Origin of the sequence: Ligilactobacillus pobuzihii E100301 = KCTC 13174 (assembly GCF_000349725.1) — a bacterium.
Taxonomy (GTDB): domain Bacteria; phylum Bacillota; class Bacilli; order Lactobacillales; family Lactobacillaceae; genus Ligilactobacillus; species Ligilactobacillus pobuzihii.
The window spans coordinates 34,813-56,793 of sequence record NZ_KB714692.1 but is presented as its reverse complement, the minus strand read 5'-3'; the positions used below and the strand labels follow the sequence as shown (position 1 = coordinate 56,793).

Below are 21,981 nucleotides of genomic sequence, written 5' to 3'. Positions count from 1 at the left end.
GGAAGAACATTCCTTTCAGTGTGGGATTTGTTTTTCGGAGATGAAGTGGTCGCTTCATCTCTATTTTTTTTATCATAAAACAAAATTGGTACTGGTAGAAATTTTTTCTATCAGTACCAAATATTATAGAACCTTTTTTTATCATAAAACAAAATTGGTACTGATAGAAGTTTTTTTCTATCAGTACCAAATATTATAGAACCCTTATTTTTAATCCAAGGTAGTTTCTTCTTTTAATGCTAGTTTTGTTTTCGTGTTTTTTGCTATCACAATTTAATTGTGCATTTATACTCGTGCGACTGAACACTATTTACTTTTAGTTAAACGTGTCTACGGTATTTCAACTATTTGTTTTTTTGCTTGATGTAAAGTAGTTCTTGAGGGACACTAAACATCTTTTTTTAAATAGTGAGCGAATTACCGCAAGACTGATAATTTTCAATAATCCCAAGTTTTTTAAATATAGCTTGCTTATAAGCGATATCTGCATTCCATTCGACGGTTTCGAGTACCTCTGTAGCAGAGTGTAAATCAGTGTCGGTGATTAATACACCATGGCTATTTAAAAGAAAAATATTTTGTTCTGATTTATCGCCTAGTTTAATGAGCTCTTCGTATACTAGATCCGCTAATTCTTTTGTACAAGCTGTACGGTAAGGGAGACATTTAATTTTTCCTAAGGGAACGTTGACAGATGTTACTTCTGTTAAGTTTGGCATATCTTGTCCTAGTGTTGCCCAAAACATACAATTTAGTGCATGTGAATGATAGACTACGTGAATTTTGGGGTTGGCTTTATAGGCTTCTTCGTGCATGTTGATTTCCCGAGTCAACCTACCCTCTCCGGATAATTTTTTGCCATTTTTAAGGTCAATTACTAATATTTGGGATGGATTGAGTTTTGCGTACCAGGCTTCTGACATGAAGGTTGGGGTCATCAAAAGGTAATCATGGCCTTTTTCGTATATTACTTCATCGTAGGAAAAATTTTCGTCAGGTGTTACTTTTACCGAAATGTTTCCACCAGCTACATTTGTCATTTTTCTGTTGAACATCTCACGTGCAACATTCGCAAGATCTCTACGCTCACCTTCGAATGGTAAAACCTCCTTGGTAATATAATTTTTCATCATTATCGCTTCCTTTCTGAAGATAGTTCTGACCTTTTCTGTATTGCTTTTTCATATTTTAAATCTCTTTTTTTATTATAGTTCTCAAAAATTATAGGATCACCATATCTTGATATTAAAAGCCCTATTAGGATTACTAATATACAGCCGGGAATACTTTGAGCATATATAAATAAAATTGTTAAAATAACGTTTGAAAAAAGAGCAAAAGACCAGAAAATTTTTTTCTTAATATCTTTATTTTTCTGCATAAAAATCAATCCTTTTTCTTATAAGTACTGAAGTCCAAACCGTTAATTGCGTTTATATCGGAAATGATATTGGACTTAGAAGAACTGTTCTTATTTTTGTGAACATCACTAAAGTCTAATCCCTTAATATCATCAACTCGATACTTATCATTATTGGATGTCATAGTTTCAGAGTTTTTTTGAGATTTGACAGTAATATTGTTTGTTCCCGTAAGAACGTATCTTTGGCTTGGAAGTGCAACTTTGTTTTGATCTTTATACATCCATACGAAGATTAATAACCAAACGATAGCGCCTACAACTGCCCACCATTTACCATTGAAAGCTTGAGCAAATAATAGCCTAAAGTCTGGTCCTTCGAATGTTGACCATGATAATTGTTGTCCAGCTTTTACATTTACAGCACCAGTTGATTTTGCAAGGTTTGTTATGACAGGTGCAAAATAGGTTGCGCCATATAAGAAGATAGGGGTTGTAATTATCCCTAATGTTAACATTCGCCATAAATTTGCCCCTGTTAATAATAAAGCTGCTACGACAAAGGAAAGATTAATAATACCAGCAAATGGGAGAACTGTATTTCCCGGTAAGAACATTGCCATTATGAGCATGACAGGGACAAGAATTATTACTGTGACCCAAAGCTCATTTCTACCAGCTAAAATTGGCCAGTCTAATCCTATAAAAACTTCGCGTCCTTTAAAATGATCTTTCATCATTTGGTTCATAGCGTCGGCAATCGGATTTAAAGCTTCCATGAATAATTTAGAAATCATTGGAAACATAGTCATAGCTGCAGCGGCTTCAATTGCTAATTTCAAAGATCCAGCAATTGAATATCCAGCTCCAAACCCTAATAATACACCAATAATTGCCCCCATTACTGAGTTATCAGCAAAGATACCAATCTTTTTTTGGATAGAGTTAGCATCTGCTGGTTTGTTCATAATTGGAATAAAGTCTAGTAGTTTATTAAGTGGCATTAATACTACAGCGAAAAGTGAAACAAAATGAGGCACAGTAACACCTGGGATTCCCGTTAAGTCTTCAATATGTCTTTGCCACATATCACCAGCCTTGAGTTCAAGAACAATTTGAATACCAGCTACTATGAATCCAAATAATGCGTTATTTGTAAAGTACAAAACAACAACATAAGTAAAAATTTTGTTCCATACATTCCACATATCAACATTTAATGTTTTCGTCCACTTAAAAGTTAACATGATAAAATTGATGAGTAATAAGAATGGAAAAAATAAAAATGCAGCTTTGTATGACCATGTAATTGCAGCAACCCCTGGCCATCCCTGATCTATAGCTGTTAAATTTAAATGTAGCAATTTAGACATTGATTTGGCAGCAGGAGAAATGGCATCTGTCATATAATTAACAACCAATGTCATACCACTAAAGGCCACACCTAGTGTTAAGGCTGATTTTACAGCCTTACTTAATTTTAAGCGAGCAGCAATCGAAATTAGAAACATAATTAAAGGAACAAAAACTGCAGCACCAAGATTTAAAACATAATTAACAATATTTTGTAGTATTTCCATTTTTATACCCCCGTTAAGAAGCATTCCGTAATTTCATCAGTGCATTTACTAAATCTAAATATGTGTCGTCACCTTTTGCCCCCGTTAAGATATCGACTCCGTTAACGTCTGGAATACCTTCTTTTTCACAGATTTCTTGAATTTCAGGCGTTGGTTTAGCTAACCATACATACACATCATAGTTAGCTAAAACACTTGACAATTGTTTAAAATCTGTTGCTTCGACATCGATGCCTGTCACTGAGTGTTTTTCTAAAAACGTTTTAATAGAGCCTACTACTGTTTCACTAGTAGCAATTCCGCTACCACAAGCAACTACAATTTTTAACATAATAAAATCCTCCTAAAAATGGTTGATTAAAAAGTCATAAATGGTTTCAGGATTCTTTATAGTAACAAATTGTTCTACAAAATTTTGATCGTTCATGATTTCCATAAATCTTTGTAACAATTTGACCTGCAAATCTTGCGTTTCTTCGACAATACCAAGAAAAAAGAAGTTTTTAGTTTTTTCTTCTTCATTTGTTCCCATTTGTTGTATTTGTATTTGTTTTTTAGTGTGAACCACGGCAATAAATGGTTTATTAACATTTTCTGGGTTTGCATGAGGGAGAGCGATAGGCAAATGTTTAGTGACAATACCAGTTGGGAACTCATCTTCTCTTGCATTTAAAGCTTGATAAAAGCTCTCTTTGACAAAACCTTTTTTAACTAATTCGTCAGAAATTTTCTTGTATAAATCCTTTCTATCAACTGCATCTACATCATAAAAGATTAATTTTTTGTCGAACAAATTTGAATATTTACTCATAATTAGTCCTTTCCATTCATTTTAGTGAACTTATAAGAATTTTTATCCCATGGAATATATAAATTATAAAACGCTTTCTTTACTAAAGCAATGCTTTCTATATCGATTTTATGACAAAAATATGTACGTATAAAAAGTTCATAAAAATTCAGAAAATTAGAGACCTTATTTTAAAGTCTAAAGAGCGAAGATTTAACATTTATGTAAGATAAATCTTCAATTAAATTGAACTTTATTCACAGAGAAGAATTGGCCGTTGAAATGTGAATCTCATTATAATGTTATGTTATTGAATTTTTGCAGAAGTAATTTTTTTCATTGTTAAGTACTTTTAGTATTGGTTCTTCTAAATTTCTACTATTCAAAATAGTGTCTGATTAACTGTTTTGGCTTTAGCTTGGGAGCTCTAACAGTATATGGTGTCAATGAATTTGGACATTATATTTGATTGTCATCGAAGTAGGGGTTCGGAACTATATATATTCTAAAATTTCGATGATATCTCTTAGCTTTAGTATTGTTTTGATTTAAAGGTGATGTTAATGATTTCTTGAAACTGATAAAGATGTGAAGTTAAAAGGATTATTTGTACCTATTTTTTTACGGAAGAATCGTGTAGTTCTGTAATCATTCATACTGATCTGTTAAAGTCAAAGCAGTTGAGCTCGTAACAGAAGTTTCCTAACTACGGATAATGGGGAACTTTCAGGGGTTGCGCTAAAAGTTATGATTATTGCAATTCTTTCCAAGACTTACCCGATATTAAAAATATCGCAGTAACTAGCAAGATAGATCTAAATTAAACGTCAAAGATTACTCAACGGGGTTTAGCAATCGTTGTGAAAAAGGCTATATATATGACCAATTTTAATAAAAGTAGTATTGAAAATTATGAGGATAAGTAAACTCTCACAACTAATGAAACAATTTTTGAAGACGACTATGTCAGGAGTGTGGTTGTCGAACAATAGAGTATGTTTATTTTAGCTGTAGGGGATCAAGATTCATCGTTAAAGGAACGACTATTTGTTTAAGCATTTAATGCACAGCGACAACATGGATTTTGCGTTTGGCGCAACTATCAAATATTTGATTCAAGGGGAAGGTGTTTTAGTTTCTAACTTGGATAACTGGTAGGACTTTTTTCAGAAAATTATGATTATCTTTCCATACAATTGAAATGTTTTGCACAATTATAAATTCGATTGTTAAGGAGCTCTCATTCATTGGATTTTAATCTCTGATAAAAATAATTCAAGAAAATATTTTAATTTTATCTGAAGGATATTTGACCAAAAAAATTGATATATAGGTATTTAAAAGAAGAAGATCAGAGAGTTATAACTTGAGGTAATGACTTATATTAAAAAATATAAATGAAAGTCACACAAAGATAAATTTATGTTGTATTATATGGATGTAGGCATTTATGTGAAAAATATTCAATGAAAGTAAGAGAAAAGAATTACTAGGAGGAACCTTTTTATGAAAATTATTGAAATCGTGGGAACTAATTCAGCAGGTTCATATAATCGTAAACTTTTGAAATATATGCAACAACGGTATAGTTCAAAAGACTGTGAACTATCAGTTTATGAAATTGATGCTTTACCATTGTTTAGTGTTTCCTTATTACAAGGGGAGCTGCCAGAGTCTGTTAAAGATTTGTATGAAAAGGTGATGGACGCTGATGCAGTTGTGATCTCAACACCTGAATATGACCATGCGATCACAGCCGCTTTAAAGAGTGCGCTCGAATGGCTATCATGTAAAAAAGAACTGTTATTTCATAAACCAGTGATGATAGTCGGAACTTCTTTGGGTAATCAAGGTACTTCACGTGCTCAAGATAGCTTGCGCCAAATTTTGAACTCGCCTGGTTTATGTGCAGATGTCTTAGCTGGACATGAGTTTTTATTGGGACATTGCAAGCAACAGTTTAATGATGATGGAACTTTAAATGATGAAGGCACTGCCAGCTTTTTAGATGAATGCTTTACAGCTTTCTTGCGGTCGATCCAATTACACCAACTGCAACAAAAAGAACACGTGGCTTAAAGTTGTGACACAATTGAATAAGGATCTCTTAAGCATTGAACTTCTTTTTAATAGCTCAATGCTTTTTTTATCAGTGATTTGCTAGGTATTGATCGTTTATATTTCTGGTTTCTGTCTATGATTTGCTATAATTAACCATAAAATTATGGCTATTTTATTAAATGATGGGTGGTGGGATAATCAGTAAAGCAGGCTATATTTTTGACATGGACGGTGTTTTAGTCGCCAGTGAAGAGTATTATTTTTCAATAAGAATGAAATTTTTGCGGGAAATGAACTTGCCAATTTATTATTCAGATATCAATGATTATGTCGGGGTCGACCCTAAAGAAGAATGGGAGATGATGATCCCAGATCCCCAGCAAAGAACAAAATTACTACCAGTTTTTGAATCATTCTGGGAGAAACATCCAATTGATTACCGGAAATGTTTGAATGATCAAGTTCCTGAATTTTTAACAGACTTGAGAAAAATGGGAAAAAGAGTGGCGTTGGTCTCAGTTGGCACGAATGCAGAGGTGAATCAGATGCTAACTCAATGTCAGTTAAGCCCCTATTTTGATGTAGTATTGACCGGAGAGGATGTAACATACAGTAAGCCAGCACCAGATATTTATTTGCAAGCTTTGTCAGCTTTAGATCTAAAAGCAGGCGAGTGTGTAGTGATCGAAGACAGTCAAGTTGGTATTAAAGCAGCCAAGGCAGCTAAGATCGAAACCTGGGCAATACAAGATCCACGTCTACAAATTGATCAAAGTCAAGCTGACCGGATCTTTGGTGGGTTCGGTTCAATACGAGATCAATTGGAAAGAAGTAGTTAGAAATAAATAATAAAGTAGTTGAGTAGTCTATCTTTGGTATTTCTAGCTGTGAGTTGGTATTATGGATGTTAATGAGCATAAGAATTATTTATATATATGAATGAAATGGGGATATAAGTTTGGCATATATTGAAATTGAACATTATTCGAAGGTTTTTGGCAGTGCTGACCGTGAGATCCGGGCTAACGATGACATTTCGTTTAATTTGGAAAAAGGGCACTTGATGGTGATCGTTGGTGCTTCAGGTGCGGGTAAATCCACTTTGTTGAATACTTTAGGTGGTATGGACTCTGCCACGGAAGGTAAAGTAGAGATCAACGGAAAAAATATTGCAAAATATTCAGAAAAGCAATTAACGACTTATCGGCGCAATTCGATTGGTTTTGTTTTCCAATTTTATAATTTGATCCCCAATTTAACGACTTTAGAAAATGTTGAGTTGGCTTCAGAAATTTCACCAGCAGCGCTTGACCCAGCCGAAACACTCAAACAAGTTGGACTAGAAGAACGGATCAATAATTTTCCATCACAACTTTCAGGTGGGGAACAGCAACGTGCGTCAATTGCGCGGGCCGTGGCAAAGAATCCAGAATTATTATTGTGTGACGAACCGACTGGTGCCTTAGATTACAAGACCGGGAAAACGATCTTGCAGTTGTTACAAGATTTTAGCCACCAGGATGGCAAGACAGTTATCATCGTGACCCATAATGCTGCGATCAAAGCGATGGCTGATCATGTGATCGAGATCTCTGACGGTAAAGTCAAGGAAGATTACTTGAATGATCAACCAGAACCTGTTGCTGACATTGAGTGGTAGGTGATCGATTTGCGTCAAACTTTCAAAAAAAATATATTACGTGAATTCAAGTCGTCATTTCCACGCTTTATCTCGATTGCGATTTTACTTGCACTAGGTGCATTTGTTTTGATCGGTTTGAAAGTTACTGGTAGTGATATGCGTGCAACAGGTAATCAATATTTTAGCCAACATAAGATGGCTGATGCCCAAGTAACGAGTGCGGTAGGGTTCAATCAAAAAGACCGTAATTATATTGACCAAATGGATCACGTTAAGCAAAGTGAATATAGTATTTATAAGGATGCTTTAACGTCAGACTCGCATAAGACGATCCGTTTGAATGAAAAAACGTCCCAACTTTCGGTGTACAGAACAGTGCAAGGAAGGCTACCTAAAAAGTCAAACGAGATCGCCTTGTCCAAGTATGAAAAAGGAAATTATAAAGTTGGACAACACGTAAAATTAGTCGGGAATGATGGTAAAAAACAGGCTGCGGGACTCAAGCATAGTAGTTATAAGATCGTTGGCTTTGTAACATCTAGTGATTATATGCAAAAAAGTGACCTGGGTGTTTCCAATAACGGAAAAGGTCAGATCGATACTTTTGGTGTGTTAGCTAAGAGCGGTTTTAGTAAGCAAACACCTAATGTAGCTAAAGTTTCTTATGATAATTTGCAGGGTAAAAGCTATTCGGATCAATTTGAAAAACAATTGAATGAAAATGTTGATCAGGCTGCTCCAGGAATGGCCAAAAGAGCTGATAAACGTCAGGCTGAGATCAAACAAGACAAGCGTGAGCAGCTAAAAGATGCACAAACTGACTTAGACGAACAAAAAGAAAATGTGCAAGAAAAAAAATCACAGTTAACACAAGCTAAAGCACAGTTAGAGCAAAATCAAGCCAAACTGCAACAAGCACAAGCACAGTTGGCTGATTCTAAGGAGCAATTAGCCCAGCTGCCTGCTGGAACGCAAAAAAACGCTCTGTCTCAGCAACAACAAGCTAAACAGCAACAAATTTCTACTCAAGAAGCGCAACTGCGCTCGCGTCAACAACAATGGCAACAAAATTCACGGGACTTACAAGATGCGCAAGAAAAGATCAGTGCTTCTGAGAAAAAGTTGACTGACCAAAAAGAAAAAATTGACCAGATCAGTGGTTTGACATACCAGTTACAAGCCAGGAATGATTATAACCAGGGCTATAATCAGTTTGGTGAAGCGGCAGAACGGATCGACGTTTTGTCCAATACTTTCCCGTTGATCTTCTTTGCCGTGGCGATCTTAGTTACTTTAACGACGATGTCGCGGATGGCCGAAGAAAAACGAACAGATATCGGTGCAATGCGCGCCTTAGGTTATACTAAATTTGATTCGATGAAGCTCTTCTTAGTTTATGGTACAAGTGCGGCTGTTTTAGGGACTGCAATTGGTGCTTATTTTGGAACGTGGCTGTTGCCAGAGCGGATCTATGATGCATATGCGGCTAATTTGGCTGTCCCAAGCCTACAGACCCCGCCTTCGTGGTTGTGGATCAGTATTAGTTTATTATTCGCGTTGTTGTGTACAGTCGTGCCATCAGTTTATGTAGTTTGGAAATCGTTGCAAGAACAACCAGCTGATCTTTTGGTTGAAAAGCCACCAAAAGCAGGCTCTAAGGTTCTATTAGAAAAAGTGCCGTTTATTTGGAAAAGAATGTCATTTAATCAAAAAGTTACGGTCCGTAACCTATTTAGATATAAGAGTCGGATGTTTATGACGATCATTGGGATCTTTGGTTGTACGACACTATTGATCACTGGCTTTGGAATGCGGGATTCGATCAATGGGATCATCGATAATCAGTACCAAAAAATCACTCATTATGATGTCGTCGGTGTATATGATCCAAGTGCTAGTCAGCAACAAAAAGATGATTACCAAAAACAAGTTGATGATATTGACAGTGTTAAAAAACAAGACAGTGTCTATTATGAATCAGCAACGGCTAAACCTAAGGGATCGACTAATAACCAGCAAGTTTCAATGATCGTACCGCAACATCAAAAAGATTTTAGTGACTTTATTACTTTACGTGATCCAGATAGTCACAAAAAACTTAAGTTGAAAAACGATGGCGCGGTGATCACGCAAAAACTAGCGAAGTTAGGTAATTATTCAGTGGGCGACCACGTTAGTCTAAAAGACAGTGCTGGACGAACACATCGAGTCAAAATCAGTGGAATCGCTGAAATGTACGCTGGACATGATGTTGTGTTAAACAGTAACTATTACCAGAAAGTATTTGGTGAAAAGGTTGAGTATAATGCCAAGATGTTAAACCTGAAAGATCGTTCGTCCAAAAATATCGATCAGGTCTCGCGTCAGCTGAACAAGCAAGATGCGGCTGTCACGGCAGTTCAATCCAACCAAGCTAAAACAGCGATCAGTACAGTTTTAGATGGATTGAATAGTATCGTTTTGATCATTGTACTTGCCTCTTCGGCCTTGTCATTTGTAGTGTTATTTACCTTGACTAATATCAATGTCTCTGAACGTACCCGTGAGTTAGCAACTCTGCGGGTCCTCGGATTTTACCAACGTGAAACAGTGATGTATGTCTACCGTGAAACATCTATCTTAACAGTCTTGGGTATCTTAGTCGGTTTTGGTGGCGGTTATTATCTGCATCACTTCATTATGGAGACCTTGCCGCCAAATAATGCAATGGCTGATATGGCCTTACACTGGTCAAATCTAGGACTTTCGACGGGGTTAACCTTACTGTTCTCCTTGATAGTCATGTTGGTCATGGCACGAAAAATTAGTAAGATCGATATGTTAGGAGCTTTAAATTCAGCTGATTGATTTATCATCTTTTATAAAGTTCAGAATATTTTAAATCTAGGTTAAATTGATTTAAAATATATGGAAAATATTTGTTTGTAAGCTATCTAGGCTGTATTATCATATAGTTAGAATGTTTTGCAACAGGATGTTTTAATAAAAGACATGGTATTTTATGTAAGCAAGCTTAGTCCTTGATGTTTTTTTAGCGTACTGTGCTTGTTACACTTCATGGAGGTGTTTTTTATGAAATTTGAGTTTCCACTTAGTGTTCTTGATCCACATACTGATTTGGTTGATATGCGAGAATTAAACGAATTATTACAAAAAGACTTTCGAAATGTGCAAATTTTGGTTCAGCGTGTAGATCAGGCAGCAAAAGCGTTAGATAAATATTCACGTGAAAAACTTTCGTTAGAAAAATTACGTCAGGCAACACGACCCGCTATTCGTGGGTTGTTGGACCAGCGAAATTTGGAAGAACATTCACGGATGTTTTCTCAAATGCATGTAGTTGATCAACTAAAAAATGAACTTGACCTAAAAGGGTTGCGTGAGTTGGGTATCGTGACTGATTATGAATTTGCCCGCATCGATTCGGGTAAATTGATGTTGCGCTCGCGCCAAGATCGAATCAACTTCGAAAACGAAGCAGGTGAGTATTCGTTAGAAGAGGACTTTGGACATATCGTTTAAGTTAAATAAAATAGGCTATGAAAAAGGGCTGGGACATAACTAGCCGTTTGATTCTAAAGGGGCCGACGATTTATTCCCATTAAATGAGTTAAATCGTCGGCCCTTAAACGTGTTCCAAAAGATTGAAGCCTTACTGTAACAACGATTGCGTCATTCTGGTTCCTCGCTTTGCTACGCCCCAAAATAACGCAATCGCCGTTACAGATCGGCTTCAAAGCACCTTTTGTCACACTCTCCTTTTTTTGCATGCTGTCAGATTTGTTGGCAAGAAATATTAGATGGGGCCAGTGAAATTACGAAATTAAGGCAAAAATTCATGCGAAACTTAGCTGCTTTGCAGAATTTAATGGATAAAATCGTATAATTTGTGCACAATATAATTATAAAATGAAGTAATTTTGATTAAATTTATGATTAAAATAAATAAAACTTATTTAAAACAATTTACTAAATATAAGAATGTTGTCTAACAGGCAGTTCACAAAAAATATATTACAAAATTTAAAAAATAATTGATATATTTAAATTTTGTAATATGTGATAAAATGAAGTTGTTAAGGAATTGCATTAATTTTCATTTATATTCTGGGAGGGAATTATTTATGGTTAAATGGTTACGCAGTAGCAAAAGTGGTATGTGGGTGATCACAGTTATTCGTTTATGGTTAGGTTTCCAATGGTTGATGGATGGTGTTGGCAAGGTCACTGGTGGTTTCAGTGCTAAGGGCTTTGTTGCAAACGCTATCGCCAATCCTGTTATGGATCCTCACGGTGCACAAGCTGTGGGCTGGTACACACCTTTCTTAAAGAGTTTTGTTATGCCTAATATCAATGTTTTCAGTTTCATGGTTGCCTGGGGTGAATTGTTAGTTGGTCTTGGTTTGTTACTTGGTACTTTAACCACAGCCGCTGCCTTTTTTGGAGTTGTGATGAACTTTGCATACTTATTTGCTGGCACAATTTCTACTAACCCAACTTATGTTCTTTTGGGTATGTTGATCATGATCGCAGGATTCAATGCTGGTAAAATCGGCTTAGATCATTGGGTAGTTCCGTTCATGCGTGAAAAGATGCCATGGTTGAAACGATCCGTTGAATAAATTTTCAAATAAATTTCAATAAGAAAAGACGGGTGCACTTCTATCTACATAGAATGTACTCGTCTTTTTTCACAAAAGAGAAAACTTGCAATTTTGTGATTATGAATTAAACCTATAAGACAATGTTAAAAAATGCGGCTGAAATGATTCCCACGACCACAATTACTAATAAATTTTTAGAAATAACGGCAGAAATTACCGTTGGGAGTGAAGCACACAGATTCAGATAATCAATTGCGGGCAGTTGACCAGATTGTTGGATAAAAATTTGCTGGAACCATAATGCTGCCATGATGGTGATGGGCACGAAATTTAAAAATTCGATCACCGCTGGAGGAAGTGTGAATTTTTTGAGTAAAACAAAAGGCGTGATTCGTGTTAACCAAGTCGCTAGGCCAGTACAAAAAATAGTCCAGAAAATAAATTTAATTGTGGGCATGTTTCAAAATCACTCCTAACGCACATCCTAATAGTGTTACTACCAAAATCAATAGATTTCCTGGTATAAAAGCCATACCAAAATAGGTCAAAATTAGTACGAATAAAATAATCGTTAACTGTAATTTGAGTGAAATAGTTTTGTCAGAAATAATTTGCAGGTACAACAAACCAATGAACATGGCAGTGACCGCAAAACCAAAACCAAACTTAGTTGGGTCTGTGATCAATGAACCTAACATTGCACCTAAGGCTGTTCCAACGATCCAAGTTAAATAGGAAGCTAGATTAACAGTGTTAAACCAGGTAAAGTTGAGCTTTCGATCGGTATAATTTAATTTGTTCATCCCTAGTGCAAAACTTTCATCAGTCAAAAAAGTACCTAATAAAATATTTTTCCATAGCGGTTCTTGTTTAAAGTAAGTGCTTAATGTGGTACTCATTAACATCATTCGTGCATTGACTAAAAAGACTGACAAGACTATTGACAGAAGTGGACTGTGCTCGACTAGCATCGTGACTAAAACGAATTGCGCAGATCCCGCGTAAACAAAGGTTGAAGTCGCTAATGTTACTAAAATGGATAATCCGGCTGCTCGGCTGACGATCCCAAAGGCAACACCGATCCCGATATAACCTAAGACTGTTGGTAAAACGTCATGCCAAGCAGAACGTCTAGTTAATTCAGCGTACACAAAAAAATCCCCTTCCGCGAGTTAAAATTAGTTTTTAATAAATATGATTAATTGAATTCTAATTTAAAAGACAGAAAAAAACAAGACTTACTGCATAAATTACTTAACCACTGCAAGTCTTGTACTGTTTGTTATTTTAAATGACTTTTTAAGATCCATTGATCTTCAATTTCTGGTATCTTTACTTCTACGCGATCCATGATCCCGTGATAAAGAGTTCGTTGAATAAAGACAGAATCAACGTCTAAATCAAAATCTGGTAATGTGAAAGTTAAACCACATCCCATGAAACCCATGGAAACGACGCGGACATTGTCGAAGTTTGCCAAAGTTTGCATGGTTTTACCTTCTTCATAGTAACCATCTAATTCTTTATTTAAATTGACGACTAGCGGTTCCTCAGAGTTTATTTTTTTACGTGAATCGAAGCGGATCCCAGAAATTCCCTGATCAAACCCAGTACCACCATCATCAATAAACTTTTTAAGCTGGCGATAGACTTCACTAGTACCTTCTTTTTCAAAACCAGAACCAATATATTCCGTTGCGACTTCAACCATGATCTCTGTTTCATTTTCAATGATGATCTCATTGGCAGCATCAATGATTTGTTTTAGCGAAACGTTCTCCAAAGGAATGCCTCCTCGTTTCTCCCTTAATTTGTTCAACTAACTTCATTATAACAAAAGATAGTTGGATGTCACTTAGTATCGTAGTTTTTCAGAGCAGTCTGATCAAAAGTTTAGAATAAAAAGTAGGTGGTATGAGAGAATGGTTGTACGAAGTTAAGGAAAAGAAGGAATTTAAATGAGTTTGAATAATTATCGTCCAGTTATGACTGCACGTTACACCTTAGATTGGTTGAATGCTTTTAAACTAAAAGATATTAATGAGTTAAAACAGTCTGAATTGAATCAGGAGCATTCAATGCTTGAGACTGCATCGTTTGTAAACTACGCTATGCGTCAAGTAATGCACGGTAAATCGGCTATTTGGGGCGTTAAAGAAAATCAAACAGAGCGGTTTATCGGGATCATTTCTTTACAAAATATTGATTTAGTCGGCAAGGCTGCACAACTTTTTGCTAGTTTTCTTCCGTCAGACTTAGACCAAACTGATACTCTTACAGAGGTTGTTCCACATGTGATAGGGATGCTCCAGACTGACTTCAATTTCAAATATCTGTTTGTGTCACAATCACAAGTCGCTATTTTTTTGCCAGCTTTATTGCAATCAAAATTTGAAAAAGTTGAATCCACAAAAGATGCGGCATTGGTTGAGTTTATCAAGACGATTTAAACTAATTTTTCGCTCACAAAATAATATTAAGCAAGGAATAAATATGTTGTTTGAATGAAGCTTGATAAACTTTTACGATTTCCGTGAAAGTGCTATTATGAATAGGGATAGTTATATTAATAATACGTGTTACAAGGAGATGTTCTAATGGCCGACAAGGAAATGAAATTTCATAAAATTTTAGTAGGTGTCGATGATTCACATGATGCGCAATTAGCGTTTTATTATGCTGTTCGTTATGCGGCGGAAAACGATGCAGATCTATATATCGTTTCGGTGTTGGAAAGCGATGAAATGAATGTCTATCAAGCATTTGACGATGATTATGTGCATGGAGAACGCAGCCAATTAGAAGAACATATTTTGAATTTTAAGCAACAAGCCTTGGATTCTGGTGTTAAAAACGTGAATACCTTGATCGCTGAGGGTGACGCTGGTAAGACCATCGTTAAAGAAGTTATTCCCCGCGTCAAGCCGGACTTATTGATGATCGGGTCATTTGATAAGCCAGGGATCTCACGGCGCTTTGGGAGCCAGGCTGCCTACATGTCAAAATATGCTCCGTGTTCAGTGCTTGTAGTCAGGTAAATAAAAAATAAACTAAAATGGAAAGTGAGATAAAAGACATTTTGAAGCATCTTTTGTCTCACTTTCCATTTTTTGAATAATAATATAATAGCTTAAATTTCTGGTCCGTCCCAACCTACGATATCGCCATCTTCGAAATCATAAGATAACTTAGTATGATAAGAGGATTCATAGGCTGCTTTTTTTGAGAGTAGTCTTGTTCCATCATTGCTAGACTATCCTCAGTCAAGATTTTGTTTGGATCAGGATAAATTAAAACGTAATTGTTGTTTTTATAATATTACCTAACAAAATTGGGAAAGTGGAGTACGCAGTAAGCAAGTTCAAAAGTTCTGATTGAATTAAGATAAGCCCAATTTTGTTAGATCCATCCATTAACATTCAAAAAACATGTTATTTTAGTAAGTGGTATTGGGCAGAAAATGACTCAGAATGGAGTATTAAATAATGATTTTACAACGCAGAAATTTTTTGAACTTGGGTGAATTACAGCGACAAATGGAACAGACTGGTTTGTATCAAAGGTTAGACGATGTCCAACAATTCAGCCAGATCTACCTTTTACGTCGTTTGGCATTAAAAGAAATTGGGACCAAGCTTGAAAACTTAGATGATGAATATTCGGCTTTGCATTCGCATAATCCGATCCATCATATGGAAGAACGGATGAAAAACCCAGCGAGTTTAATAGAAAAAATTGAACGTAAAAATTATCAAATGACAACTAGATCGATCGAAGAAAATGTCTATGATATAGCAGGGATCCGCGTGATAACTAATTATATTGATGATATCCACCGAGTTGAAGATGCTTTGGTCAATCAGGATGATGTCACTCTATTGAAACGTAAGGACTATGTGGCTAAGCCTAAGCCTAATGGTTATCGGAGTTTACATTTGGTAGTTTCAGTACCAGTTTTTTTGGCAGAAGGGGCTCAGACAGCTCCCGTTGAAATTCAGATCCGAACGATCGGTATGGACATGTGGGCCAGCCTTGAGTATAAGTTGCGGTATAAAAATCATATCGATCCAGACCAAGCGCAAAAGTATGCCGGACAGTTAAAGGATTCTGCCCGAGAATTAAATCAAATTGAAGCTCGGTTGCAGGGGATATATCAGGATCTGTTGTGACTTTTTGAAATCTAAAGAATAAATTAGCTTAGTGAAGTTCGGCACTAGGCTATTTTTTTGTGAAAAGGCTAGTGACTTTAAAGGTTTTAAGAAACATTTCAAAAAAGGAAATTTATGTTATCTTTACCCAGAAAACGTCTGACAAATATATAAAAAGGAGTAGGGTAACTAATGGTAAAGATAGAAACTACGAATATTTTGTATGAAAATAAGCCAGTCGAATGGTCAATCTCCCAAGTCTTTGATCAACAAAAATACGATGAGTTGATAGGAGTTACGTATTCAGTTTCACCTAAGTTTGTTAATCAATACCTAAAAGGATTCAAACAAGCAATGTTGATTGTCGGGATACCTGAAGGAACGATCCAGGCTGCAACTAACGATGAGTTGATTAAAGCAACAGTCAAGTATGCCAATAAGCAAGTAGTTAAAAAAGAATCGCTTAAATTTTTTGGTAATTTAAAGTCACCGCTTAAGCAAGAAATTTTGGATCATAAGATCGAAATGAAAGTTCCACAAGCTGGTTATTCGATCCACTCAAAATTTTATTTATTAAAAAACAGTCAAACTAGTGAAACGCGAGTTATCGTAGGGTCAGCTAATTTATCTAATCAGGCTTTTGATAATAAGTTTAACCAGTTTGAAGAAGTGCTGATTTATGATAATAGTTCGCTATATGATGTTTTATACCAGCATTATTTACAAGATATGGGCCCACTCTTGACGAACTATTTTCCACCAGAATTGTTTAAAACTGTTCAAAAAAAGAAGAAGGACAATCAAAATTTAGCTCCAGATGACCAATTAGTTTCCGCCACGATTTTTAATGATCAAGAAGTTGCTGACATACAACGATCCGCTGTTTCTACAACAGTAGATGATCTTAAAGATGGAGTTTCATTGGGTATTTTACCTGAAAAAACTGGTGAATTGATCAACCAAATTCAAGATGAAAAATCGTTTAGCAACCAGAAATATCGGGATAAAAAAGAAGATCAAAAAGCTGAAAAAATATCCTATGAAATTTCTAATGATATGGTCTCTAACCGTAATAAAAAACACATGATCGCTACTCAGCCAACGGTGAAAAAACGTTTGGTCAAGCATTTGAAGTTCAAAAAAAGTGAAAAGGTTGATGAAACTATAGCTGAACGAACATCGTTGATCTTTGAAGAATCTACGATCGACCTTCTACGTAAACGCTCTGGCTTATTTGCGTCTGATACGGTCAACCAGAAAAAAGCGGTTCCCTATGGCAAGTATGCTTCTAAGAAGCAAATTAAAACCGCGCTGGGAACAATCAATCATCTGTTAAAAAACTACGAAAGATTTACCATAAAATATACTAACGATTATGGCTCGCGTGTTTATGAAGCTATTTTATATGCTTTTACGGCTCCATTTATTTCGGTCTTACGCCATCATGCTGGTGAACAAAAGGATGTACCTCAATTTTTGTTTATTGGTGGAACAGCCAATTCTGGTAAATCGAGTTTATTGCGTATTATTTCGCGCATGACAGCAGTCCACGATAGTGATAATGATTTTATGGATTATGCAACGATTTTGCCTGAGGGAACCCATAACAAAAAATCTCAAACTATTCAACAATTAGCTAATTGGCTACAAGAGTCTAATGTCTATCCGTTGCTGATCGATGAGATTCCGAGTGAGTTTTTCAGTAAATCAAATTATGGTGAAAACTTAGTGGTTAATACAACTAATGCGATCGATAGCCAGCAAGAAAATTATCCCGCCTTCATCGGAACTACTAATAGCGATGGTTATACCTTGCCTGAACGAGCACGGCTTCGGAGTTACTATTTGAAAAACGATAAGGTCTTTGATGATAAATATAAGCAAGAGTCAGTTGTTGCTTACAATCGGATCTTAGATGAAGTCAACAACACCTTGTTTAAAGATTTTGTTTTACGTTTTGCTGAAAAAATTGCTGATGAAGATCAGCAATGGATCTACTACGAAAACGGTGGCAAGGTGGACTTTTTACACGTTACACGTGAAATATTCAAGAGCTATTATGATTTAGTGGATGAACCGTTGCCGATTTTTTTCCCGGAGCATCGTTATGACGATTCACAAGAGTCAAGTCAGGAAAAGTGGCGTAAATTATTCTTAGGTTCAAGTAATGAGTACTTTAAATATAACCGTGCAACTGATACATTGATTTTTAAGATCTCAACGCTTGATGAAAATGCCAGTCGTTTCGGTGAGGACCGGCCATCGAAAATATATCGGGATGCGCTTTCTCCTAAAGTTACTAACGGTAATACTGAAGGTGTTGATGTAGAATTAGATGCACCGGCTTTCTTTAAATGGATCAATGTTAAAAATCCCTATGCAAGCAAAAATCCCTTTAAAAAATTATTTTCCAAAAAAGATTAAAGTAAGATAAAAATCTAACTAAAGATAAGATGGGACATAACTAGCTATGCGATTTTAAGGGCCCGTCGATCTAATCCAATTAAATGGTTAGATCGACGGGCCCTTAAATGTGTTACGAAAGATGGAAGGTCACATTACTTCTGTTTTTTGATACGATTCAAAACATCTTTTGTCTGAGGATCTCTTATTTAATTGTAAATTGGTTTACCAGATATTAACACGCTTTTCTTCTGGCAAGTACATGCCATCACCAGGTTTGACGTTAAATGTCGTGTAGAAATCTGTTAAGTTCTTCGGTTGCACATTAGCCCGTAATTCATTTGGTGAATGGACATCGATACTTAACAAAAGTTTTTCTCTTTCTAAAGAAGATTTCATACGCCAGATCCGTCCCCAGTTAATAAAGAATGCTCTAATATCAGCGTCATCTTCACCTTTGGCTGCTTCTAGTGCACAGCTTAAGCCACCGGCATCAGCGATGTTTTCTGAAACGACTAACTTGCCCTTGACTTTACCAGCCTTAGTTTCTAGACCATCGAATTGGTCGATCTCATCTTGGGCCAAAGCCTTGAAGTGTTTCATATCATCATCAGTCCACCAGTTATGCAAGTTACCCATTTCGTCAAATTGTGCTCCGTTATTGTCAAAGGCATGCGAAATTTCGTGGGCGATCACAGCACCGATCCCGCCATAATTTTCACTGGAACTTTGTTTTAGTGAGTAGAATGGCGCTTGCAAAATAGCAGCAGGGAAAACGATCACGTTAAAGGAAGGGTTGTAATAAGCATTAACCATGTGTGCTGGCATTTCCCAACGTGTTCGATCGACTTCTTTGCCCCAGCGGCTGAAGTGGTCTTGTAAAATAATGTGTGTAAAACGTTCGTCATTTTGGTATAGATTTTCATCTTCATTGACCACGAATTTTTTATAAAGCGGGTCTAACTCATCTGGATAACCGACTTGAATACTTAGGGCACTTAACTTGGTAACTGCTTTTTTCTTGGTATCTTCACTTAACCAGTCGTTTTCTGATAAACGTTTCTGGTAAACTGCGACCATTTTTTCAACCATCTTGAAAACATCATTTTTGGCAGTTTCACCGAAGTACTTGTGAGCGTAGTATAGGCCAACAACTTGGTCAAATTGACCAGTCGCGAAGTAATAAGCTGATTTCTTTTTACTCTTTGGTTCTTTAGAACCAGAAAGCGCACGCCCAAATTCACCACCGATGACCCGGGCTTCATCACTTAGCAAGCCAGCAACACCAGTCAAACGCTTGACGAAGATCCAAGCCTTCATGTCCGCGAAGGTATCTGGATTTACTAAGTCATCTAAAGCCTCATAGAACTTAGGTTCACTGACGATCACTTGGTCAGGTGTAGTCTTGATCAATTGTTTGGTAAAACTAGCCAGATCAATGTTAGAACTTAATTTGACAAAGTCGTCAAATGAGTACTTGTTATAGTCTTTAGCGTAGTCAGCTCGTTGTGTACTATCTTTTTCATGAGGTGCTAAACTCCGGTCAAATTTCAAGGCACCTTGCAACATTTCATTAGCGAAGTCATCTGAGTAGCCGGCAAGTTTAAATAGCTTCAAGACCATGTGGGAATAAACGTCGAGCAAGGCAGCAGCTTGTTTGTTTCCTTCTTCGTAATAAGTTTTATCTGGCAAGATCAAGGAAGGAACTTCAGCGTTTAAGGCATAATGTTGTGTATCTTTCATATCGGGTGCAACGTAGAGTTCAAATGGAGAAACATTTCCATCCATCGTCAAATCGTACAGGTGTGCTTGCCAATCAGCTAGATTTTCAAGTTGTTCGATCTGATCCAATGATTTTTTGGCTGGTTTGAAGCCTTCAGCATCCCGCTTATCATAATCAGCCACAATTCGGTAGTACTTAATAAACTCTTGTAAGTATTGATCATCAGTTGTTTGACTACCATCTAGTAATTTATCAAAGTCGTTCATCAAAGTTTCTTCGATGTTGTCTGCTAAATCAGCGAAACCACCAGTTGTTGGCTTATCGGCTGGGATCTGGGCAGTTTTCAGCCATTCTCCGTTAACAGCCTGGTACAAGTCGTCTTTTATTAGGTCATTATTGATTTTATCGGACAAATATAATACCTCCGTTTTTTTAAATTAATTTACTCAGTTGAAACTATTTTAAACTATTAAGTTCGACAATTAAAGCGGTTGAGCTTATATGTGAGGTAAGAACAAGTCAATAGCGCAAAAAAAGACGGGACACACAGAAAAATGTTCCGCCATTCTTAGTTATTTCAAAGTTGCGATCGTTTGGTTTCCATATAGTGACTGCCAGTCGTTTTTAAAATCACTAACAGCTGCACTGATCATGGGGGCTTTTAATCCAGAAGCAATCACATCAGTACCGATAGTAGCAGCTTGTGCACCATTTTTAAAAGCGTCAGTGACTTGAGCCACATTATGGAAACTGGCAGCTAAGATCTTAGTTTTACTGTGGCTTAATTTGATGGCTAAAGCCAGTTCGTTGATAACTTGGGCTGCATCGATGTTCATGTTTAACATACGGTTATAGTAGGGTGCTAAATAATCAGCTCCTACTGTCATGGCTAGTTCCCCTTGGAAAACAGTGTAGATGGCTGTGGCTGTGACATGTACGCCTTCTTTTTTCAAAGCTTTCATGGCTTTTAACCCAACTTCATTAGTAGGGATCTTGATATAAACTTGGTGATCAATTTCTTGTAAGATCCGGTGGGCGTCAGCTTCGATCTCTTCGGTGGTGTCTCCGACAGCTTGTACGTGCAGTGTTTCATCTGTTCCGATAATTTCCCTGATCTTGCGCAAATGATCAAAGAAATCCACACGGCCTTCTTTTTTGAAGATAGTGGGATTAGAGGTCACACCACTGAGATGCAACATTTGTTGGTATTTTTTGATTTCATCTAAATTGACTGTGTCAACTAATATTTCCATGTCTATTTTTCTCCATTCTGTGTAAATTTCTGCTAGATACTTTGTTCTGTTCTTTCAATAATGTCGTCTTGGGTTTCTTTGGATAAACCAACAAAGAAAGCGGAATAACCGGCAACCCGCACGATCAAGTCTCTGTGTTTGTCTGGGTGTTTTTGAGCATCAACCAACGTTTTACGATCCACTACATTGTATTGAACGTGATAGCCATGTAAGCGATTGAAAAAAATCCGTAGTAGCATTACTAGCTTGTCACAATTATCTGAACTAGCTAAAAGTTGTGGTGACATTTTTTGATTTAATAAAACGCCACCAGTGATTGCTTTGGTATTCAACTTAGATACACTCTTAAACACCGCAGTCGGTCCATCGGTGTCCATTGAATGAGCCGGTGAGCAGCCTTCTGATAGCGGTGTCCGT

21 protein-coding genes are annotated in these 21,981 nt (G+C 36.5%); 10 read left to right on the top strand and 11 right to left on the bottom strand.

Annotated features, from left to right (window positions below; all coding sequences use genetic code 11):
* Positions 1-401: 401 nt before the first annotated feature.
* The 5 genes from LACPOB_RS0104140 to LACPOB_RS0104120 are packed head-to-tail and all read right to left on the bottom strand — an operon-like array spanning position 402 to position 3,751.
* Positions 402-1,133, bottom strand: coding sequence for a class II aldolase/adducin family protein (locus tag LACPOB_RS0104140; protein WP_017867570.1), 732 nt, complete (start codon positions 1,131-1,133; stop codon positions 402-404).
* Positions 1,133-1,381: a hypothetical protein gene (locus LACPOB_RS0104135; protein ID WP_017867569.1), complete on the bottom strand. Its 249-nt coding sequence runs from the start codon at positions 1,379-1,381 to the stop codon at positions 1,133-1,135. The genes LACPOB_RS0104140 and LACPOB_RS0104135 overlap by 1 nt, the downstream gene beginning before the upstream one ends.
* 5 nt (positions 1,382-1,386) lie before the next feature.
* Positions 1,387-2,940 carry a PTS galactitol transporter subunit IIC gene (locus LACPOB_RS0104130; RefSeq protein WP_017867568.1) on the bottom strand — a complete coding sequence of 518 codons (1,554 nt, stop codon included), beginning with the start codon at positions 2,938-2,940 and terminating at the stop codon, positions 1,387-1,389.
* Positions 2,941-2,953: 13 nt separating this feature from the next.
* Complete coding sequence (locus LACPOB_RS0104125) at positions 2,954-3,271, bottom strand: PTS sugar transporter subunit IIB (RefSeq protein ID WP_017867567.1); 318 nt, start codon at positions 3,269-3,271, stop codon at positions 2,954-2,956.
* Between the two features lie 12 nt (positions 3,272-3,283).
* Entirely contained in the window at positions 3,284-3,751 is a 468-nt protein-coding gene (locus LACPOB_RS0104120; RefSeq protein WP_017867566.1) for a PTS sugar transporter subunit IIA, read from the bottom strand.
* Between the two features lie 1,485 nt (positions 3,752-5,236).
* On the opposite strand from LACPOB_RS0104120, the gene LACPOB_RS0104110 reads away from it, so the two are divergent.
* The 6 genes from LACPOB_RS0104110 to LACPOB_RS0104085 all read left to right on the top strand — a co-directional run bounded on the left by LACPOB_RS0104110 (position 5,237) and on the right by LACPOB_RS0104085 (position 12,055).
* Positions 5,237-5,809, top strand: coding sequence for an NADPH-dependent FMN reductase (locus LACPOB_RS0104110; protein WP_017867564.1), 573 nt, complete (start codon positions 5,237-5,239; stop codon positions 5,807-5,809).
* Positions 5,810-5,970: 161 nt separating this feature from the next.
* Positions 5,971-6,630, top strand: a complete 660-nt coding sequence (locus LACPOB_RS0104105; protein ID WP_017867563.1) for an HAD family hydrolase — start codon at positions 5,971-5,973, stop codon at positions 6,628-6,630.
* A 176-nt stretch (positions 6,631-6,806) separates the two neighbouring features.
* Entirely contained in the window at positions 6,807-7,451 is a 645-nt protein-coding gene (locus LACPOB_RS0104100) for an ABC transporter ATP-binding protein (protein ID WP_371861882.1), read from the top strand.
* The gene (locus LACPOB_RS0104095; protein ID WP_017867561.1) at positions 7,452-10,280 is read left to right on the top strand and encodes an ABC transporter permease; all 2,829 of its coding nucleotides are present in this window, start codon (positions 7,452-7,454) and stop codon (positions 10,278-10,280) included. It abuts the gene before it with no gap.
* Between the two features lie 225 nt (positions 10,281-10,505).
* Positions 10,506-10,955 (top strand): hypothetical protein, encoded by a 450-nt coding sequence (locus tag LACPOB_RS0104090; protein WP_017867560.1) that lies wholly within the window; start codon positions 10,506-10,508, stop codon positions 10,953-10,955.
* A gap of 602 nt (positions 10,956-11,557) precedes the next feature.
* Complete coding sequence (locus LACPOB_RS0104085; RefSeq protein ID WP_017867559.1) at positions 11,558-12,055, top strand: DoxX family membrane protein; 498 nt, start codon at positions 11,558-11,560, stop codon at positions 12,053-12,055.
* Between the two features lie 112 nt (positions 12,056-12,167).
* On the opposite strand, the gene LACPOB_RS0104080 is transcribed toward LACPOB_RS0104085, so the two are convergent.
* From LACPOB_RS0104080 to LACPOB_RS0104070, 3 genes are all read right to left on the bottom strand, one after another.
* Positions 12,168-12,494 carry an AzlD domain-containing protein gene (locus tag LACPOB_RS0104080; RefSeq protein ID WP_017867558.1) on the bottom strand — a complete coding sequence of 109 codons (327 nt, stop codon included), beginning with the start codon at positions 12,492-12,494 and terminating at the stop codon, positions 12,168-12,170.
* Positions 12,481-13,188: an AzlC family ABC transporter permease gene (locus LACPOB_RS0104075; protein WP_017867557.1), complete on the bottom strand. Its 708-nt coding sequence runs from the start codon at positions 13,186-13,188 to the stop codon at positions 12,481-12,483. The genes LACPOB_RS0104080 and LACPOB_RS0104075 overlap by 14 nt, the downstream gene beginning before the upstream one ends.
* A 131-nt stretch (positions 13,189-13,319) precedes the next feature.
* Positions 13,320-13,820, bottom strand: coding sequence for a hypothetical protein (locus LACPOB_RS0104070; protein WP_017867556.1), 501 nt, complete (start codon positions 13,818-13,820; stop codon positions 13,320-13,322).
* 175 nt (positions 13,821-13,995) lie between these two features.
* On the opposite strand from LACPOB_RS0104070, the gene LACPOB_RS0104065 reads away from it, so the two are divergent.
* The 4 genes from LACPOB_RS0104065 (at position 13,996) to LACPOB_RS0104050 (ending at position 18,609) form a co-directional block, all read left to right on the top strand.
* Positions 13,996-14,487 carry a thioredoxin domain-containing protein gene (locus tag LACPOB_RS0104065; protein ID WP_017867555.1) on the top strand — a complete coding sequence of 164 codons (492 nt, stop codon included), beginning with the start codon at positions 13,996-13,998 and terminating at the stop codon, positions 14,485-14,487.
* A gap of 147 nt (positions 14,488-14,634) precedes the next feature.
* Complete coding sequence (locus LACPOB_RS0104060; protein ID WP_017867554.1) at positions 14,635-15,075, top strand: universal stress protein; 441 nt, start codon at positions 14,635-14,637, stop codon at positions 15,073-15,075.
* Positions 15,076-15,522: 447 nt separating this feature from the next.
* Positions 15,523-16,206 (top strand): GTP pyrophosphokinase, encoded by a 684-nt coding sequence (locus LACPOB_RS0104055; RefSeq protein ID WP_017867553.1) that lies wholly within the window; start codon positions 15,523-15,525, stop codon positions 16,204-16,206.
* Between the two features lie 171 nt (positions 16,207-16,377).
* Positions 16,378-18,609 (top strand): Aq_aa27 family P-loop NTPase, encoded by a 2,232-nt coding sequence (locus LACPOB_RS0104050; protein ID WP_017867552.1) that lies wholly within the window; start codon positions 16,378-16,380, stop codon positions 18,607-18,609.
* Positions 18,610-18,813: 204 nt separating this feature from the next.
* On the opposite strand, the gene LACPOB_RS0104045 is transcribed toward LACPOB_RS0104050, so the two are convergent.
* From LACPOB_RS0104045 to LACPOB_RS12995, 3 genes are all read right to left on the bottom strand, one after another.
* A complete protein-coding gene (locus LACPOB_RS0104045; RefSeq protein WP_017867551.1) occupies positions 18,814-20,724 on the bottom strand; it encodes a M13 family metallopeptidase in 1,911 nt (636 codons plus the stop codon).
* A 159-nt stretch (positions 20,725-20,883) separates the two neighbouring features.
* Positions 20,884-21,564: a fructose-6-phosphate aldolase gene (locus LACPOB_RS0104040; protein ID WP_017867550.1), complete on the bottom strand. Its 681-nt coding sequence runs from the start codon at positions 21,562-21,564 to the stop codon at positions 20,884-20,886.
* 32 nt (positions 21,565-21,596) lie between these two features.
* The coding region (locus LACPOB_RS12995; protein WP_040532767.1) for a glycine radical domain-containing protein at positions 21,597-21,981 on the bottom strand (385 nt) is incomplete at its 5' end.

Excerpts from the sequence above, each read along its gene's own strand:
- LACPOB_RS0104060 (WP_017867554.1), top strand. The coding sequence starts at position 14,635 with ATGGCCGACAAGGAAATGAAATTTCATAAAATTTTAGTAGGTGTCGAT.
- LACPOB_RS0104040 (WP_017867550.1), bottom strand. The coding sequence starts at position 21,564 with ATGGAAATATTAGTTGACACAGTCAATTTAGATGAAATCAAAAAATAC.
- LACPOB_RS0104125 (WP_017867567.1), bottom strand. The coding sequence starts at position 3,271 with ATGTTAAAAATTGTAGTTGCTTGTGGTAGCGGAATTGCTACTAGTGAA.
- LACPOB_RS0104105 (WP_017867563.1), top strand. The coding sequence starts at position 5,971 with ATGATGGGTGGTGGGATAATCAGTAAAGCAGGCTATATTTTTGACATG.
- LACPOB_RS0104080 (WP_017867558.1), bottom strand. The coding sequence starts at position 12,494 with ATGCCCACAATTAAATTTATTTTCTGGACTATTTTTTGTACTGGCCTA.
- LACPOB_RS0104065 (WP_017867555.1), top strand. The coding sequence starts at position 13,996 with ATGAGTTTGAATAATTATCGTCCAGTTATGACTGCACGTTACACCTTA.
- LACPOB_RS0104085 (WP_017867559.1), top strand. The coding sequence starts at position 11,558 with ATGGTTAAATGGTTACGCAGTAGCAAAAGTGGTATGTGGGTGATCACA.
- LACPOB_RS0104050 (WP_017867552.1), top strand. The coding sequence starts at position 16,378 with ATGGTAAAGATAGAAACTACGAATATTTTGTATGAAAATAAGCCAGTC.
- LACPOB_RS0104135 (WP_017867569.1), bottom strand. The coding sequence starts at position 1,381 with ATGCAGAAAAATAAAGATATTAAGAAAAAAATTTTCTGGTCTTTTGCT.
- LACPOB_RS0104120 (WP_017867566.1), bottom strand. The coding sequence starts at position 3,751 with ATGAGTAAATATTCAAATTTGTTCGACAAAAAATTAATCTTTTATGAT.
- LACPOB_RS0104055 (WP_017867553.1), top strand. The coding sequence starts at position 15,523 with ATGATTTTACAACGCAGAAATTTTTTGAACTTGGGTGAATTACAGCGA.
- LACPOB_RS0104130 (WP_017867568.1), bottom strand. The coding sequence starts at position 2,940 with ATGGAAATACTACAAAATATTGTTAATTATGTTTTAAATCTTGGTGCT.
- LACPOB_RS0104090 (WP_017867560.1), top strand. The coding sequence starts at position 10,506 with ATGAAATTTGAGTTTCCACTTAGTGTTCTTGATCCACATACTGATTTG.
- LACPOB_RS0104110 (WP_017867564.1), top strand. The coding sequence starts at position 5,237 with ATGAAAATTATTGAAATCGTGGGAACTAATTCAGCAGGTTCATATAAT.
- LACPOB_RS0104140 (WP_017867570.1), bottom strand. The coding sequence starts at position 1,133 with ATGATGAAAAATTATATTACCAAGGAGGTTTTACCATTCGAAGGTGAG.